Source organism: uncultured Desulfosarcina sp. (assembly GCF_963664155.2).
Taxonomy (GTDB): domain Bacteria; phylum Desulfobacterota; class Desulfobacteria; order Desulfobacterales; family Desulfosarcinaceae; genus Desulfosarcina.
The window spans coordinates 3,434,846-3,450,273 of the sequence record NZ_CAXXXH010000001.1; the positions used below are offsets into that span (position 1 = coordinate 3,434,846).

At 56.0% G+C, this 15,428-nt stretch carries 15 protein-coding genes; 7 read left to right on the forward strand and 8 right to left on the reverse strand.

Translation table 11 applies throughout. The features are described from left to right. Positions 1–66: 66 nt before the first annotated feature. The 4 genes from ACHZBS_RS15585 to ACHZBS_RS15600 form a co-directional block, all read right to left on the reverse strand. Positions 67–879: a TIGR02757 family protein gene (locus tag ACHZBS_RS15585; RefSeq protein WP_319407444.1), complete on the reverse strand. Its 813-nt coding sequence runs from the start codon at positions 877–879 to the stop codon at positions 67–69. Further along, complete coding sequence (locus ACHZBS_RS15590; RefSeq protein ID WP_319407445.1) at positions 867–1,667, reverse strand: 4Fe-4S dicluster domain-containing protein; 801 nt, start codon at positions 1,665–1,667, stop codon at positions 867–869. The genes ACHZBS_RS15585 and ACHZBS_RS15590 overlap by 13 nt, the downstream gene beginning before the upstream one ends. 120 nt (positions 1,668–1,787) lie before the next feature. After that, positions 1,788–2,855, reverse strand: coding sequence for a molybdopterin-binding protein (locus ACHZBS_RS15595; protein WP_319407446.1), 1,068 nt, complete (start codon positions 2,853–2,855; stop codon positions 1,788–1,790). Between the two features lie 30 nt (positions 2,856–2,885). Further along, positions 2,886–3,497 (reverse strand): FmdE family protein, encoded by a 612-nt coding sequence (locus ACHZBS_RS15600; RefSeq protein WP_319407333.1) that lies wholly within the window; start codon positions 3,495–3,497, stop codon positions 2,886–2,888. A gap of 427 nt (positions 3,498–3,924) precedes the next feature. On the opposite strand from ACHZBS_RS15600, the gene ACHZBS_RS15605 reads away from it, so the two are divergent. The 3 genes from ACHZBS_RS15605 to ACHZBS_RS15615 all read left to right on the forward strand — a co-directional run bounded on the left by ACHZBS_RS15605 (position 3,925) and on the right by ACHZBS_RS15615 (position 6,867). After that, positions 3,925–5,346, forward strand: coding sequence for a cytochrome c biogenesis protein ResB (locus tag ACHZBS_RS15605; protein ID WP_319407447.1), 1,422 nt, complete (start codon positions 3,925–3,927; stop codon positions 5,344–5,346). A 52-nt stretch (positions 5,347–5,398) separates the two neighbouring features. Continuing rightward, complete coding sequence (ccsB, locus tag ACHZBS_RS15610) at positions 5,399–6,238, forward strand: c-type cytochrome biogenesis protein CcsB (protein ID WP_319407448.1); 840 nt, start codon at positions 5,399–5,401, stop codon at positions 6,236–6,238. A 170-nt stretch (positions 6,239–6,408) separates the two neighbouring features. After that, a complete protein-coding gene (locus ACHZBS_RS15615; protein WP_319407449.1) occupies positions 6,409–6,867 on the forward strand; it encodes an AsnC family transcriptional regulator in 459 nt (152 codons plus the stop codon). 41 nt (positions 6,868–6,908) lie between these two features. Here ACHZBS_RS15615 and ACHZBS_RS15620 read toward each other — a convergent pair whose 3' ends face one another. After that, entirely contained in the window at positions 6,909–7,313 is a 405-nt protein-coding gene (locus ACHZBS_RS15620) for a response regulator (protein ID WP_319407450.1), read from the reverse strand. A gap of 224 nt (positions 7,314–7,537) precedes the next feature. Continuing rightward, positions 7,538–8,281 carry a DNA/RNA nuclease SfsA gene (sfsA, locus tag ACHZBS_RS15625; RefSeq protein ID WP_319407451.1) on the reverse strand — a complete coding sequence of 248 codons (744 nt, stop codon included), beginning with the start codon at positions 8,279–8,281 and terminating at the stop codon, positions 7,538–7,540. Positions 8,282–8,527: 246 nt separating this feature from the next. Between sfsA and ACHZBS_RS15630 the strand changes: the two genes are divergently transcribed. Then, the gene (locus tag ACHZBS_RS15630; protein WP_319407452.1) at positions 8,528–10,222 is read left to right on the forward strand and encodes an acyl-CoA dehydrogenase; all 1,695 of its coding nucleotides are present in this window, start codon (positions 8,528–8,530) and stop codon (positions 10,220–10,222) included. Between the two features lie 241 nt (positions 10,223–10,463). Here ACHZBS_RS15630 and ACHZBS_RS15635 read toward each other — a convergent pair whose 3' ends face one another. Further along, positions 10,464–10,880: a YkgJ family cysteine cluster protein gene (locus ACHZBS_RS15635; protein WP_319407453.1), complete on the reverse strand. Its 417-nt coding sequence runs from the start codon at positions 10,878–10,880 to the stop codon at positions 10,464–10,466. A 216-nt stretch (positions 10,881–11,096) separates the two neighbouring features. After that, positions 11,097–11,609, reverse strand: coding sequence for a periplasmic heavy metal sensor (locus ACHZBS_RS15640; protein ID WP_319407454.1), 513 nt, complete (start codon positions 11,607–11,609; stop codon positions 11,097–11,099). Between the two features lie 595 nt (positions 11,610–12,204). Between ACHZBS_RS15640 and ACHZBS_RS15645 the strand changes: the two genes are divergently transcribed. Genes ACHZBS_RS15645 through ACHZBS_RS15655 form a run of 3 tightly spaced genes read left to right on the forward strand, consistent with a single transcriptional unit; the run spans position 12,205 to position 15,238 of the window. Next, positions 12,205–13,113, forward strand: coding sequence for a hypothetical protein (locus ACHZBS_RS15645; protein WP_394707996.1), 909 nt, complete (start codon positions 12,205–12,207; stop codon positions 13,111–13,113). Continuing rightward, the gene (locus ACHZBS_RS15650) at positions 13,065–13,871 is read left to right on the forward strand and encodes an ATP-binding protein (RefSeq protein WP_319407456.1); all 807 of its coding nucleotides are present in this window, start codon (positions 13,065–13,067) and stop codon (positions 13,869–13,871) included. The genes ACHZBS_RS15645 and ACHZBS_RS15650 overlap by 49 nt, the downstream gene beginning before the upstream one ends. Continuing rightward, positions 13,871–15,238, forward strand: a complete 1,368-nt coding sequence (locus tag ACHZBS_RS15655; protein WP_319407457.1) for a sigma-54 dependent transcriptional regulator — start codon at positions 13,871–13,873, stop codon at positions 15,236–15,238. Before ACHZBS_RS15650 ends, ACHZBS_RS15655 begins: the two co-directional genes overlap by 1 nt. Positions 15,239–15,428 lie beyond the last annotated feature (190 nt).

Sequence of the window (15,428 nt, forward strand, 5' to 3'; positions counted from 1 at the left end):
CTATAAAAGAGAGAGGAGACGATTTGTCGACAGGCAGTGACGCCAGGCTAATAGATCCAGGTGCGGTCAAGGTTGCCGGCGGGGCAGACTGTCCATATTCAGGTCCGAACGGATGCCCAGACGGGTCAGGGAGAAGTCGAACCGGACAGGATCCTCGGCGCAGATGGCCTTGAACCCGGCAGTGACCTCAAGGGCGGTGCGCATGTCAGCCTGAAGTCGATGGGTAAAGCCGAGGCGGCGGCCGACGGTGTGCATGTGGGTATCCAGCGGAACGATGAGCTCGGACGGGGCCACGCACCGCCACCCGCCGGGATCTACACGATCCGCACGGACCATCCAGCGCAGATAGAGATGCAGACGTTTGCAGGCGCTGGTTTTGCCGGGATCCGGCAGCAGGTGCCCGGGACTGCGGCGGCCGCGGGTCAGCTGACCGAAAAAATGGGCCAGGGCAGGAAGCAGATTTTTCCGATCCGGCGTCAGGCCGGCGGCGAGACCCTTTTCCAGGCTGCCGAACTGCCGCACCACCCGGCCCGCACCATACAGCAGGACCGCCATCTGGTCTCCGTCCGCAAAGCGATGCCGGAAGCCGGAGAAGGTCTGCTGCATGGTTTTCAGTGTGCTGCGAGTGATGAAGCGGTGCGGAGACGGTCCGATTTTTTCAAGAACCGCCGATACGCTTTTCAGGATCTGAACCACCCGGCCATAGGCCAGGCACGATGCCACCAGGCCGACGATCTCCCGCTCCTGCACATCCTCCCAGGCATAGAGGAACTCAAGCGGGTCCGGGTGGACATAATCGCGTTGATGATATTGCCGGTAGACCTGTTCCAGAATTTCCGCCAAGGCCCGTCGACTTATGCCGGATGTCAAACCGACCATTTTTTTGAGAACTCGTCGATATCCGCATCGGTGAGCAACTGAGCAAAGCGCTGACCCCGGGTGCTGTGTGCTTTGTAGAATGCCAGAAAATCGCCGATCATGCGAACTACGGTTTCCGGGTCGTGAATGCCCGGCAGTTCCCTGGCCAGACGAGGATGGCGGCCCAGCTTTCCGCCGATCAGCACCCGGTAGCCTTTTTTACCCGTTTTCAGCGTATCGGTGGGACAGACGGCTATGCAGCTGCCGCAGTGGACGCAGCGCTTATCGTCGATGGCGGTGGCTTCGCCGGATTCAGACAGCACCATTGCATCTTCCTTGCAGGCACTGGCGCAGGCACCACAGCTGCTGCAGGGGATCTCCGTGAACGCGGGCGTTGCCGCACCGAGGATGCCCACATCTTTGATCTGGGGCTGGGAGCAGGCATTGGGGCAGTCGGCGATGCTGATGCGAAATTCATGGTGAAACTTCAGATCGCCCTGTACCCGTGACCTTAAAAATCCCAGCAGGTCGGCATCGGCCATGATCCGTTCAATCTTTTCCACCAGTTCCTCGCTGGCCATTGTCCGATGGGGGCATCCGCTGCTGCCGAAGCAGGCATCCACCTGGTAACCGTTGACCTCGCGGCTCATTTTCTTGAGGTAGTGGGCCTGGGTGGCTTTGACATCGGAGAGGGTCACGCCGGTTTTGCCGTTTTCGGCGGCTTCCTTTTCCACCCGCGTGCGAACTTTTTTCCGAACGAAAAAAGGCACCTTTTTTAAGGCTGCTTCGGCTTCGTCAGTCCATTTCATAATCGATGAGTCTCCTGTACCCATCCTCCAACTGCAGCCATAGCAGCGCGGCGTCACGAGAATGCGGTGATGCGAGAACACTTCCCCGGGCCGCCGGATGTGGTTCTTGGAAAAACAGGATCAGCCGGTTTTTCCCATCGGGCATGCCGGATAACGGCATACGGTGCAGTTCAGGCACAACCCGCCGACGGCGAAGCGGGCCAGGTCCCGTTCATCGAGCCTTTCACCGGCCAGCAGCCGGGGCAGCACCAGATCGAAAATGGTGATCTGGTGGTACAGCCCGCAGGCCGGGATGCCCACGATGGGCATCTCCTTTTTGTAGGCCAGCTGGAACATGGCGCCGGGCAGCACCGCCGCCCCGTAGTGAAGCGTGTCCACCCCGGCCAGGCGGATGCCGTGGCGGGTGACGTCGTCCGGGTCCACCGACATGCCGCCGGTGGTGATGATCATGTCCGTATCGGCCGCGGCAAAGCGGCGAATCGTGTCGGCGATCCGTTCGGGGTCGTCGGGCAGGATCGCGGTTTCCTGCAGGGTTGCCCCGAAGGCGGAAAGCTTTTTTTCGACGATGGCCTCGAAGCGGTCTTCGATCAGCCCGTCATAGACTTCGCTGCCGGTGACCACCAGGCGGACGATTTTACGATGGTAAGCCTTGACGCTGAAAAGGGGGCCCCGCGCTGTGGCCAGGGCCACCGCCCGGTCCAGGACCTGCCGTTCGATCACCAGGGGAATGGCCCGGGTACCGGCCACGATCTGGCCTTGGGATACGGGCACGTTGTCGTGCATGGCGGCGCACATGACGTCGGGGATCAGATTGAAATCCACCAGGGCACCGGTGTCGATTTTCAGCAATCCGGTGTAGGCGGCCTTCAGCTGAAGCTTGCCTTCGCTGGGCTGCCGGCCGAAGGTAATGCCGGGGCCGGCCAGGGCCGTGGCCAGCTCCACCACGGCATCGTCCTCGTGGACCTGGTCCCCATTCAGGTCGAGGACGTACAGGTGCCGCTTGCCCAGCCGCATGAGCCGGCAGACGTCCTGCTCCCGGACCTTGTGTCCGCGCCGAAAAGACGGGCCTTTGAACTCGCCCGGGCGAATCTCCGTGATGTCATGCGCCAGGCGTGTGCCGACGGCTTCTTCAACGTTGATCTTGGTCATGCCGCCATTGGACTGGCGGGCGTGGTGGGACTGGCACATGGTCGATGTCCTTTGCGATAGCGGTCGATGTTAAGCGATTTTCAGATGGGTATGGCCTTCCAGCGGCCGATAATAGGTTCCGTAAGCGCAGGGGCGGCAGAGTATCCGGTCTCCCACCAGCACCTCCTTTTTGTCCCGGACCATGGCCCCGCACGACGCGCAGCGGATCTTGAAGCGGGAGGGGCCGGGCATATCGTGGATGGGCACATCCACCCAGACCGGCATGACGGTGAACAGGACGTCATCGGCCATGTTTATATAGGCATCGAGTTGCTGCCGCCGGACATCGTCGATGCCCGGCGCGTAAACATGGGCCAGGTCCCGGGAGGACTCGGTGGAGACGATGCGGAAAGCCTTGCCGGTTTCCAGGTTGACGAAGGTGGCGGCCATGATGCCGTTGTCCACGAATTTGAGCGAGCGGCGGCCCAGCCTGGCGCCGGTGACGTAGGCGATGGCATCGGCGGCGCAGCGGTCGATCTCCACATAAACGATGAGTTTTTTAATCTGGGGCAGCTGGCTGGGATCGTCCAGACCGATAAGACTGCACCCCAGCATGGCCATGCGCACCCCCACCACCTGGCCGGGACACAGGTGGCCGTGAGACCGGGCCGAACCTTCCAGCAGGGTGTTGAAATCGTCCATAACCATTCTCCGATTTTTGATTATGTCTGCTTTAACATAGCCGGAGGCCAAATAAAACCTTTTTAACTGCCGGATGTCAATATTCGGAACATTTGATTCAGGTCAATGGTCAGGTGTTACGGAAAGGATATTCTGAAAACCGGTGATCGGGTCGCCGTTGACCATTATCAGGGTGTAGGAACATATGCCCAGTATGTAAGTTTGCACTTTTTTAACCTGACATTTTCTGTCAAAATAGCATTCCGGTTCACGGGTGACGCTTTACATTGCCGGTTAAGGGAATTATTTTTCCGATTAGACTTAAAACAGGCCTGCCAATAGCCGGAAGTCGGTCCTTGTCCGTCGTTTTCTTTGAAACCGATGGCGGTCGACCCGATGCAGGCGGCACCCGGCCCGATTTATTGTTGTCCATCAGGAGGAGTCTTTTTTGAAGAACGCGAACCCGCTGTGGAAATTTTTCTGTTCCGTCAAGCTGACTATTGTACTGCTGCTCTCTCTGGCACTCACCTCCATCATCGGCACCGTCATTCCTCAGAATGAAAGTCCGGATGCTTATCTTCATGCCTACGGGGCCTTTCGATACCAACTGCTCAGCACCCTGGGTATTTTGGATATGTACCATTCCTGGTGGTTCCAGGGTCTGCTTTTGCTGTTGACCATCAATATCGTGGTTTGTTCCATCGAGAGGCTCAGTGGCAGTTGGAAGCTGATTTTTACCCGGAGTCCCAAAGTTCGTCCCGAACGGTTTACCAGTCGATCGGACGCCCGGACGCTGACCGACAAACGGAATGCCGAGGAACTGGTTGCGGTCTATGAGCCGATTGTTGCCCGCCGGTACCGTTATTGTAAGGTTACCCGCTCGAATGAAGGGGCGGTAATTTATGGTGAAAAGGGCCGACTGTCGCGTTTGGGCGTCTATATCGTTCATCTGAGCGTGATTTTATTGCTTATCGGCGGCTTGGTGGGATCTTTTTTCGGCTTCGCGGGATATGTCAATATCGCCGAAGGAGAAGCCACGGATACCATCCGCATCCGCAATACGGGGCAGATTCACCGCCTGGATTTTCAAATCCGGTGCGATGACTTCAACCTGACCCTATACGACACCGGGGCACCCAAGGAATACCGATCCGCCTTGACCCTTTTGGAAGGCGGCCAGGTGGTGAAACAGAAAGATATCATCGTCAATGATCCCCTGCGCTATCGGGGCATCAATATTTTTCAGTCCAGCTACGGAAAGCTGCCTCCCGAAAAGATTCCCCGGCAAGAAACCCCGGCCCCGGGGCCGGCGGAGGCCTATACCCTCAATTTCACCAGCCGTGCGTCGGGGATGAGCTACACCCTGACGGCCAAGGTGGGCATCCCCGTGAATATCCCCGAAGGATTGGGCAAGTTTATCCTCATGGCTTTTGAAGCCGATGCGACCTTTCGCGGGATGGACGTCGGGGCGGCCCTCAAAGGAATTCTCACCCCTGCTGAGGGGGAACCGGCGGAAGTGCTGCTGCCCCTGAAGTTTGCCAATTTCGACAAAATGCGAGGTGGCGATGTGATCGTCTCTGTGGCCAATCAGCCGCAGGAAAAATTTGCGCCCCAGCAGTCCGCCGAAGAGCGTTATTACACGGGCCTGCAGGTGACCCGCGATCCCGGTGTGTGGATGGTCTATACCGGATTTATCTTGATGATCGCCGGCTGTTTCGTGACCTTTTACCTGTCCCACCAGCAGGTGTGCATTGTGGTCGAACAGCTTCGCAAAAATAGCCGGGTGACATTTGCCGGCACCACCAACCGGAACAAACTGGCCATGAAGAATACCATCGAGAAGATTTTCACAGCCATGACCGAGAGTTGATCCCACTGGCCGCTAATGGCTTTTTGATTGAAAAAGGAGTTCAACATTGCCCATGAGCAGTTCACAGTTACTCTCCATTTCGACCTTTGTTTTTGCCCTGGCCGCATTTTTTTATGTGGCGGCGCTGATTTTTAAAACGCCCCGATTGACCCTGCCGGCGCGCTGGGCTGTTGTGGCGGCGGTGGTGACCACCACAGGGGGAGTCCTGCTGCGCTGGGTGGAGTCCTACCAAATGGGAATCGGGCACGCCCCGTTGTCCAACCTCTACGAGTCCCTGGTTTTTTTTGCCTGGACTGCAGGTGTGATTTATCTCTTTGTCGAGTTAAAATACAAAAACGCGCTGATCGGAGCCTTTGTTACGCCGATTGCCTTCCTGGCCATGGCGTACGCGTCCATGTCACCCAATATTAGCGACCGTATCCAACCCCTGGTGCCGGCCCTGAAAAGCAACTGGCTTATCGCTCATGTGGCTGCCTGCTTTTTTGGTTATGCTGCATTTGCCGTCGCATTCGGGATGAGTATCATGTATTTGATCAAGGCGAGTGATCCGGAGAAAGTTAAGGGGATTATCGGCCATATCCCCAGACTGGATGTATTGGATGAACTCACCCACCGGATGGTGCTGTTCGGTTTCCTCTTTCTCACCGTCGGGATTATCACCGGCGCGGTGTGGGCCAACTCGGCCTGGGGCACTTACTGGTCCTGGGATCCCAAGGAGACCTGGTCCCTGATCACCTGGTTTGTCTATGCGACATTGCTGCACGCGCGCCTTATGCGCGGCTGGGAGGGAAAGCAGATCGCCTATCTATCTATTCTGGGGTTTTCGGCAGTGCTGTTCACCTATTTCGGCGTCAATTTGCTGCCGGGGTTGCACAGCTATGGAAAGGTATAGTGCGATTCTATCCAGAGATGGCATCTGGCGGCCCAGGCCGGCGTTCTCGCGCTTTCGCGATCCTCGACGTAGCACTGCTACGCCTGCGGTCGCGAAAACTCTGCGGCCTTGGCCTGAACCACAATCTACCATCTCTGAATAGAAACGATTGGTGAAGGGAAGGCGTTGGTATGGCCATAGAGATTGACAAGTTGGACAAAACGATTCTCAATCGCATTCAGACCCGATTCCCATTGGCCCCTCGGCCCTTCGAATCCATTGCTCAGGAGCTGGGCACGACGGAGACAGAGGTGTTGAACCGGGTGGCCCGGCTTAAGGAAATGGGTATTATCCGGCGGATCGGCGGAAATTTTGTGCCGGGAAAGGTGGGATTCGTGAGTACTCTGTGTACGGCCCAGGTACCCGAAGAGAAAGTAGAGTTATTTACCCAAACGGTGAATACATTTTCCGGGGTGACCCACAATTACCTTCGGGAAAATTCATTCAACGTGTGGTTCACGTTTATCGCGCCTTCCATGGATGTGATCCGAAACAACCTGGCTAGGATTGCCGAAAAAACAGGGGTCAAGCGGATCCTCAACCTGCCCGCCACGCATGTCTTCAAGATCAAAGCGAAGTTTGATCTTTAGCGGCCTTCGCGATTCCGTCTTCGGTCGGCTAGTGGGATCGATTATGAACCGCCGTTGAGAATGCGTTGAATCTTGGTGGAGAGGTCGGCAATCTGGTAGGGTTTCTGGATGACTGAACTGGGCTGCGTGTCGCCGAATTGGCGGGTCACCTGGTCGGCGGCCAGCCCGCTGGCAATGATGATCGGCAGTTTGGGGCTTAGCGTCCGCAACTGCTTGAAAGCCGCCTGGCCGTCCATGCCGGGCATGGTCAGATCCAGGACCACACATCCAATGGATTCCCGATGCCGGACGTATTGATCCAGTGCCTCCTCACCGCTTTCAGCGGTAATAACCTTATGTCCCAGTCGCTGGAGAATGGCTTTGCCCACCTCCAGCACCATCTTTTCGTCATCAACCAGGAGCACTTGGTGGCCAAGCATTGAATTGCCGCAGGCATCGATAGTCATCGCTACGTCCTCATTCTTGTTTTCAGCACCCGCGCCGCCGTTGGGGCGACCGATGACGAAACATTTACGGATCGGGTTGCATGGCGATCTTTCAAAATTCTATTTCTACCTATCATAATAGGGTAAAAGATGAAGGAATTCAAACCTATTTTTTTCTGCGGTCTGCCTTGGCAGGTGGCCAAGGCCGTGGGCGAGGGGTGTGAGGCCGGTCTCAATGCTGCCGACTATTCCAAGAAACTTAAATCATAGGGTACCCGATCATTCAGCCGGATGTCCTTGAGATCGATGGCGACGTCATATACTATGATTTCGACGCCATTTTGCGATGCCTGACGCAGCTTTTTCCCGTATTCGGGATCGATTGGGTCGGCGGGGGCAAACGATCGGGCATCCATGCGCTGAATCAGAAAAAACATGGCACATCGACAACCGGCGGCCGCCAGATCCTGCAGTTCCATCAGATGCTTCTGGCCCCGCACGGTAACGGCATCGGGAAAGGTGGCCACGCCGTCGGTCACCAGGGTGCAGTTTTTAACCTCCACATAACAGGGGCGACGATCCGGTGACGCCAGAAGGATGTCGATCCGCGAATTTCTTCCGGCTTTCACTTCCCGTCTTACCGATTCATACCCGTTCAATTCCGCCACATCGCCCGATGCAATGGCATGGGCGGCGAGCCGGTTGGGCACCTGGGTATTGACGCCCACCAGCGAGTCGGGCATGTGGATCAGTTCCCAGTTATACTTGAGTTTTCGTTTAGGGTTGTCGTGAAAGGAGAGGTAGACCGGCCGGCCGGGCTGACAGCAGGCTTTCATGCTTCCTGAATTGGGGCAGTGGGCGGTAACGGTTTCCCCGTTCTCCAGCCGGACATCCGCCAGAAAACGCTTGTAGCGTCGGAGCAATGTGCCGGGGATCAATTCCGGCCAGGGAATAATGCCCTTCCTGATATGATTCTTGGCCTGCGTCATTGATCGCCTTTTGCTTGATTTTACGGGGAAGCGACTGAATCGTATCCATCCGCAACCGGCCATTTCCAGATAGTCACTAAATAGCAGAAGGCGAACTCCTTGACCAGGAATCCATTGACAGAACCTGTTTCTGTGGGATAGGGGGGCCTATGTTAACGTTGCCAACATAACCGGCATGCCTTGGCCGGGAGAACATCCGCACAGATTAACAGGTGCGGTAATATAAAGATGCGAGGAGGGTTTTCCATGCTGTTCAATCCGAAAAAAGCGACGTTCGACCATCTGGATGTGCGATCCAGGCAAATCATGCAGAAGACCATCGATTTTTTTGAAACCAAGGGAAAGAAAAAGCTCAAGCAGGACGACCACGAGCGGGTCTGGTATGACGATTTTCTCCAGTTCATCAAAAATGAAGGCATCTTTTCCAGCCTGCTGACCCCATCCCCATACGGCGGCGAGGGCTGCCGGTGGGACACGTTTCGCAACATGGATTTCAACGAAATCCTCGGTTTTTACAGCCTGGCTTATTGGTACACCTGGCAGGTGTCCATTCTGGGTCTGGGGCCCATCTGGATGGGAAAAAACGAAGCGGTCAAGCAAAAGACGGCGCGGCTGCTGGAAGACGGCGGAATTTTCGCCTTCGGGCTTTCTGAAAAAGAGCACGGGGCTGATCTGTATGCCAGCGACATGGCCCTGACCCCCATGGGCGACGGCCAGTACCGGGCCGATGGCGGAAAATATTACATCGGCAACGGCAACGAAGCCGCGCTGGTTTCCACATTTGCCAAAAATTCGGAAACCGATGAATACGCCTTCTTCGTGGTGGATTCCAAACATGAAAACTACGAATGCGTGCAGAATGTGGTCAACTCGCAGATGTACGTTTCCGAATACGCCCTGCATGGCTATCCCCTGACGGACGGCGACATCCTGACAACCGGCAGCGACGCCTGGGATTCCTCCCTGAACACCATCAATGTGGGCAAGTACAATCTGGGCTGGGCGTCCATCGGTATCTGCACCCACGCCTTTTACGAAGCCATCGACCACGCGGCCGGCCGCTATCTGTTCAAGCATTATGTCACCGATTTTCCCCACATCCGCCAGCTGTTTGTGGACGCCTACGCCCGGCTGTGCGCCATGCGCATGTTTGCCTCGCGCGCGGCGGACTACATGCGCAGCGCGTCGGCCGACGACCGGCGCTATCTGCTTTACAACCCCATGGTGAAAATGAAGGTGACCACCCAAGGCGAGGAGGTGATCAACCTGTTGTGGGACGTGATCGCGGCCAAGGGCTTTGAAAAGGACACCTACTTCGAGATGGCGGCCCGGGACATTCGCGCCCTGCCTAAACTGGAGGGCACTGTTCACGTGAACATGGCCCTTATCGTCAAGTTCATGGCCAACTATTTCTTCAACCCCGGTCAGTTCCCGGAGATCGGAAAGGTCGACGCGGCGGTCAATGACGATTTCCTGTTCAACCAGGGTCCCACCCGGGGATTGGGAAAAATCCAGTTCCACGACTTCAATATTGCTTACAACAGTCTAAGTCTTCCCAATATCAGCGTGTTCAAGGAGCAGATTTCCCTGTTGCTGGAACTGCTGACCACTGCCGCCCCGGATAAGGAACAGATCAAGGACATCGATTTTCTCCTTAACCTGGGAGAGCTGTTCACTCTGGTGGCCTACGGCCAGCTGCTCATCGAAAAGGCCCGGATCGATGCCGTGGAGGACGACCTGATGGACCAGATCTTCGATTTCATGGTCCGTGATTTTTCCAAGTTCGCCCTTCAACTCTTCAGCAAGAGCAGCAGTACCGCCAAGCAGATGGACGTTTGCAAGCGGATGATTAAAAAACCGACGGTGAATCCGGAGCGGTTCAACCGGATCTGGGAAAAGCATGTTTACGCCCTTAAAGGGGCCTACCGAATGAACGACTAAAACACGATCTAAAAAATAGTCTAAGTGCCCATGGCTGCGTTAATCAACGGCGAAAAATGCTCACATACTAAGTGTATGCTCCGCTTTTTCGTCGTTGATTGCCTTGCCCTGAACACAGATCCTTATTTTTAAGATCATGTTTTCGAAAATAGCTATCATTTTTAAAACCAGATTTTATATTTCGCGATTCAATCAATTAAACCGCTTTTCACCATTTACGCAAATGGGTGACCGGCGGTTTTTACATGTTTTTTTTCAGGACATTCAGAATGTCGGCCTTGGTAAAGAGGTGGCCCGTGCCGATGCCCGGGCACTGGCTGCATATTTTTATCCATCGGGCTTCGGAGCGCAGGTTGGCAAACCAGAAGGGAAAGGTTCTGCACTGGTTCGGTCGGACAGGATAGATCCGGCAGCCGTCTTCAAAAAACAGGCATCGGCCGTCTCCGGCTTCCTTGATGCTGTGTCCATTTCCCCAAGAATAAAGAAAAGTTTCGACGACCGCTGATACCGGCATGTTTAGATATTCGGCAATGTCGGCAATCTCACTTTCATTGACCCGAACGATACCGGGATCGCCGGTGCAACAGTCACCGCAGCGCCGGCATTTAAAGCGGATGCCTTCATCGAAGAAATAAGAACGCTGGTCCAAACCTGTCATGATACGGGTTCATCCTCCATTTGACAGTTGTTAAGCTGCATTGGCCCCATATCAGATTTACTTGCTGGAAGACAGGTTAAAGAATGGTCAGGAAGTGATGGGTGGATTAGCGGCCTCTGGTCAGATAGCGTTGAGCAGCGTGTTGCGGGGTGACGGAGAAAAAAATGCGCCGGGCGAATGACACCCGGCGCACTGTTGGACTGATGACAGATACGTCTATTGGTTAGGGCAGTTGCCGGGTCCGTATCCCATCCCCTGGCCCATTCCATAGTGGCCCATGCCCCGGCCGTCCATCATGAATCCTCTGCCGGCATCGGGATTGATCTTACGCATGGCCATGATGTGGCTCAGGCGTTTTTGGTCCAGCCGCCCCTGCAGTGCGGAGACCTCTTCCTGCAAGGCCGAGGCTTTGTTCAAATCCGGCTGGCTTTTGGCCATTTCAGCTCTCAATTCCAGCCTTTTGGCATACAGATCCTGCCGTTCAATCTTGGTGGCATCGAAAAAGGCCTGGCGCTCAGTCTCCATCTTCTCACGCTGATCCGGCGTGAGGTTCGCGTTCATTTGCCCATAGGCGCAGCCGCCCCGGCGACTATGGTTGCCGTAGCCTCCATATCCCCGCTCATCGTCCTGATTTCCCATTCCTTTGCCCGCGAAGGCGGTTGCCCCCACGGCCATGACGGCGACGGCGGCCAGACTGACAATTACGGTTCGCATGCTGTTGGTTTTCATGATGATCTCCTTTCAGGTTTAAAAAATGTTGGGTTTGTCGAATGCTTATCTGCTCTTTCGTTTTCGACAACCCCCATGAGCAAAGCCGATGCCAAATCTATTTGATTTTTGGCGAGGAAAATCGTAACCTTTTAAATCTAATAACTAAAAATTTATTTTTAATTCTTTGCCGGATTGGCTGCCGGGACCCGCTTAGAGTCAGGGTGGATCGATACTATCCAGGTTGGATCGTCGATCCGGGTAAAATTGATCCAGTTGCTATCGGCAAGGTTTGAACCTGTCGGGTGATGAAAACGAACGGCCCGGTCTCCGAAGGCATTGAATAAGGGCCTTTGCAAGAAATAATTGCCCATATCGCTTGTCTTTGGGCCCGTCTGCCGCGCTACTTCCACCGGCACATATCCGCATATGCACCAGCTGATGCGCCTGGCAGACGAACCCGAATCCATCCCAATCGTGCGCAATTATTTATAGGCGTGACCTTAACCTGGCAGTCTTTTTGTATTCAAGGGTCGGGATGATGACGGACAAACACAAATTCAGAGTGTTCCTTTCGGGCTTTTCGCCATGGATTATCCTTGGCGCGGTTCTGGTCATGCTCCCTATCGTGGCCTTGATGACGCTCGAGACCATCAACCGCCAAAAGCAGCAGAGCATTCGGCTGATGATGGAAAAGGGCGCTGCCCTGATCAGATCGTTTGAAGCCGGAACGCGCATGGGCATGCGCGGGGGGCACGGCAGCGGGTTCAAGCTGCAGCGGCTGCTCGTCGAAACCGCGGCCCAGCCGGACATTGCCTACCTGCTGGTGGTCGACATCGACGGCACGATTATTGCCCATAGCCGGATGGATCGGGTGGGAAGCCGTTATGGCCTCGATCTGGATTTTAAATCGGTTTATGCGTCCGGTGAACTGGCCTGGCGACGAATCGTTTCGGTGGACGGTGAGACGGTTTTCGAGATCTTTGGGAAGTTTGCCCCATTGGCCAAACGATCGAATCGCCCACTGCATGGCCACATGATGCATATGACGGACATTCCGCCTTCCGAGCGGGAGGCCCCGCCCATGGTGATTTTCGTCGGATTTCGAACCGATGCCGTCGATGCCGCCCATGCCGCCGATCTGCGGCATACCGGCGTGATGGCTATCGTGCTGCTGCTGGTGGGGTGTGCCGGCGTGATGCTGCTTTTCCTGACCCAGAACTACCGGTCCACGCGTGCTTCTCTGGCACGGGAAAAGGTTTTTTCCGACAATCTGGTGTCCCGCATGCCCATCGGTCTGGTAGCTGCGGACCAGGACAGTCGGGTGACCGCCGTGAACTCCGTTGCGGAAGCCATACTGGGAATCCGTGCAGTGGATGTGACTGGTTTGGCTGTCGGAGATGTCATCCCGGCGATACTGGCAGATACATTATCCGCGGTACCGACAGTCTGGTGGAAAGGGAACTGCTTTGCCCCGTGGCCGACGGCCGTCGCATCCCCATGGACGTCAGCGCCGCCAACCTGACCGATGAAAACGGTGAATGTTTCGGTCAGGTGATCCTGTTCAAGGATCTCACGGAGCTTCGTGCGCTTCGCCAGGAACTGGAACGGCATCGGCGCCTGGCGTCGGTGGGTCGCCTAGCCGCCGGTGTGGCCCACGAGATCCGCAACCCCTTGAGTTCGATCAAGGGCTTTGCCACTTATTTCAAGGAAAAATACCGGGAGAGCAATCGGGATCAGGAGATCGCCGGCATCATGATTCAGGAGGTGGACCGGCTCAACCGGGTGGTGGGCCATTTGCTGGAATTTTCCCGCCCCATCCGGCTTCATTTTCAACAGGTGGCGCTGAAGCCGTTTTTCCAGGACGCATTCAGGGTCATGGACCGTCAGAGCGGTGAAGCCGGTGTCACCATGACCCTGGACATGCCCGATAACAGCCTTTTCGCGGTAATGGACGCCGACAAGATGAACCAGGTGATGCTCAATCTTTTCCTGAATGCCCTGGACGCCATGACGGATGGCGGGCGGTTGACGGTTCGGGTGTCCGGCAGCGCTGAAAGCGGCATCCGTATTCAGGTCATCGACAGCGGTGCGGGTATCGATCCCAAGGACCAGCCCCATATTTTCGAACCCTATTTCTCCACCAAAAAAACCGGGACCGGACTGGGGCTGGCCATTGTTCATAACATTGTCAAGGCCCACCAAGGTGACATCCTGGTGGACAGCCGGCCCGGTGAGGGCACCACCGTCCAGATTACGCTGCCGGCGGCAAAGGAGGTATAATGGTTGAAAAATGCCGGGTACTGGTCGTCGATGACGATTTTGCCCATCGGACCATGCTGCGCACCCTGTTGGGAGACTGGGGATATGCCATCGTGGATGCAGACGACGGAGAGGCGGCCATCGCCGTCGTTCAGGCCCAACCCGTGGACCTTGTGCTGATGGATATCCGTATGGTCCGCGTTTCCGGCATTGAGGCATTGGAACAGATCAAAGTCATTAACCCGGCTATCCCCATTGTGCTGATGACCGCTTACGCCTCCGTGGAGATGGCGGTGGATGCGCTGAAAAAGGGTGCCTACGACTATCTGATCAAACCCCTGGATTTCGACAAACTCCGGTTGACCCTGGATCGGGCCCTGGAGCATATCCGTCTTAAAGCCGAGAACCGTCACCTCAAACAGCTGCTGGCGAACGGCATTCAATCCCCGGATATCATCGGCAGCAGTCCGGCCATGGTTCGCCTGATGGAGACCGTGGCCCAGGTCGCCGTCTCCGAAGCCACGGTGATGGTGACCGGTGAATCGGGAACGGGTAAGGAACTGGTGGCCGCGGCCATTCACCACAACAGCCCGAGAAAGGCGGGCCCCTTTGTCAAAGTCAACTGCGCCGCCATCACCGAGACCCTGCTGGAGTCGGAGCTTTTCGGCCATGAAAAAGGTGCATTCACCGGAGCGGATCGCCGTAAGGAGGGGCGGTTTGTCCAGGCCGACGGGGGCAGCCTGTTTCTGGACGAAGTGGGCGAGATGCCCGTTTCCATGCAGGTGAAGCTGCTGCGTGTGCTGCAGGAGCGGGAACTGACCCGGGTGGGTGGGGAGCAGGTAATCCCCGTGGATGTCCGGCTCATCGTTGCCACCAACCAGGACCTGGCGCGGATGGTCAATGCCGGTACCTTCAGGGAGGACCTTTACTATCGACTGAATGTGGTGGAATTGAAAACCCCGCCGCTGAGGGAACGCCGGGAGGATATTCCGCTGCTGGCCTCGCATTTTCTTTTGCGGTTTGCCGAAAAAAATCGCAAAGCGGTGGATCGGTTCTCCCCCCGAGCCATGGATCTGCTGATCCGATACCCGTGGCCGGGAAATGTGCGTGAACTGATGAACACCATCGAACGGGCCGTGGTGCTGGCCCGATCTTCCTGTCTGGACGAGAGTGCCTTTGCCGCCCTGGTCCAAGGCCCGCCGGAAGTCGGTGTGGGTTTTTCAGATGGCGGTTTTCCTGCGGACGTTCCTCTGGAACATATCGAGCGGGAAGCCATTGTCAATACCCTGGCATCGGCCAACGGAAACAAGAGCGAAGCGGCCAGACGGTTGGGCATCACCCGCAAGACGTTGCGGGAAAAGTTGAAAAAATACAACCTGCCCCTTTAAATGGCAAAAACGGCATCCACCCGATGCCTCCAGGAAATGATTTCTGATTTTCGACCCGTTTTGCAGCGCTGCACCCAGTTTTAAAGATCCGCCACCCGCGCCTGGAAAAGCTAAAGTCCCATTTTTGCATGCCGATATAGATCTCACCGGTTGAACTTGAACTCAATTTGATTTCAACCCATTTGTACCA

Coding starts and splice junctions, on each gene's coding strand:
- ACHZBS_RS15585 (WP_319407444.1), bottom strand. CDS start 879: ATGGTCGGTTTGACATCCGGCATAAGTCGACGGGCCTTGGCGGAAATT.
- ACHZBS_RS15590 (WP_319407445.1), bottom strand. CDS start 1,667: ATGAAATGGACTGACGAAGCCGAAGCAGCCTTAAAAAAGGTGCCTTTT.
- ACHZBS_RS15595 (WP_319407446.1), bottom strand. CDS start 2,855: ATGTGCCAGTCCCACCACGCCCGCCAGTCCAATGGCGGCATGACCAAG.
- ACHZBS_RS15600 (WP_319407333.1), bottom strand. CDS start 3,497: ATGGACGATTTCAACACCCTGCTGGAAGGTTCGGCCCGGTCTCACGGC.
- ccsB (WP_319407448.1), top strand. CDS start 5,399: ATGAGCAGTTCACAGTTACTCTCCATTTCGACCTTTGTTTTTGCCCTG.
- ACHZBS_RS15615 (WP_319407449.1), top strand. CDS start 6,409: ATGGCCATAGAGATTGACAAGTTGGACAAAACGATTCTCAATCGCATT.
- ACHZBS_RS15620 (WP_319407450.1), bottom strand. CDS start 7,313: ATGACTATCGATGCCTGCGGCAATTCAATGCTTGGCCACCAAGTGCTC.
- sfsA (WP_319407451.1), bottom strand. CDS start 8,281: ATGACGCAGGCCAAGAATCATATCAGGAAGGGCATTATTCCCTGGCCG.
- ACHZBS_RS15630 (WP_319407452.1), top strand. CDS start 8,528: ATGCTGTTCAATCCGAAAAAAGCGACGTTCGACCATCTGGATGTGCGA.
- ACHZBS_RS15635 (WP_319407453.1), bottom strand. CDS start 10,880: ATGACAGGTTTGGACCAGCGTTCTTATTTCTTCGATGAAGGCATCCGC.
- ACHZBS_RS15640 (WP_319407454.1), bottom strand. CDS start 11,609: ATGAAAACCAACAGCATGCGAACCGTAATTGTCAGTCTGGCCGCCGTC.
- ACHZBS_RS15645 (WP_394707996.1), top strand. CDS start 12,205: ATGCTCCCTATCGTGGCCTTGATGACGCTCGAGACCATCAACCGCCAA.
- ACHZBS_RS15655 (WP_319407457.1), top strand. CDS start 13,871: ATGGTTGAAAAATGCCGGGTACTGGTCGTCGATGACGATTTTGCCCAT.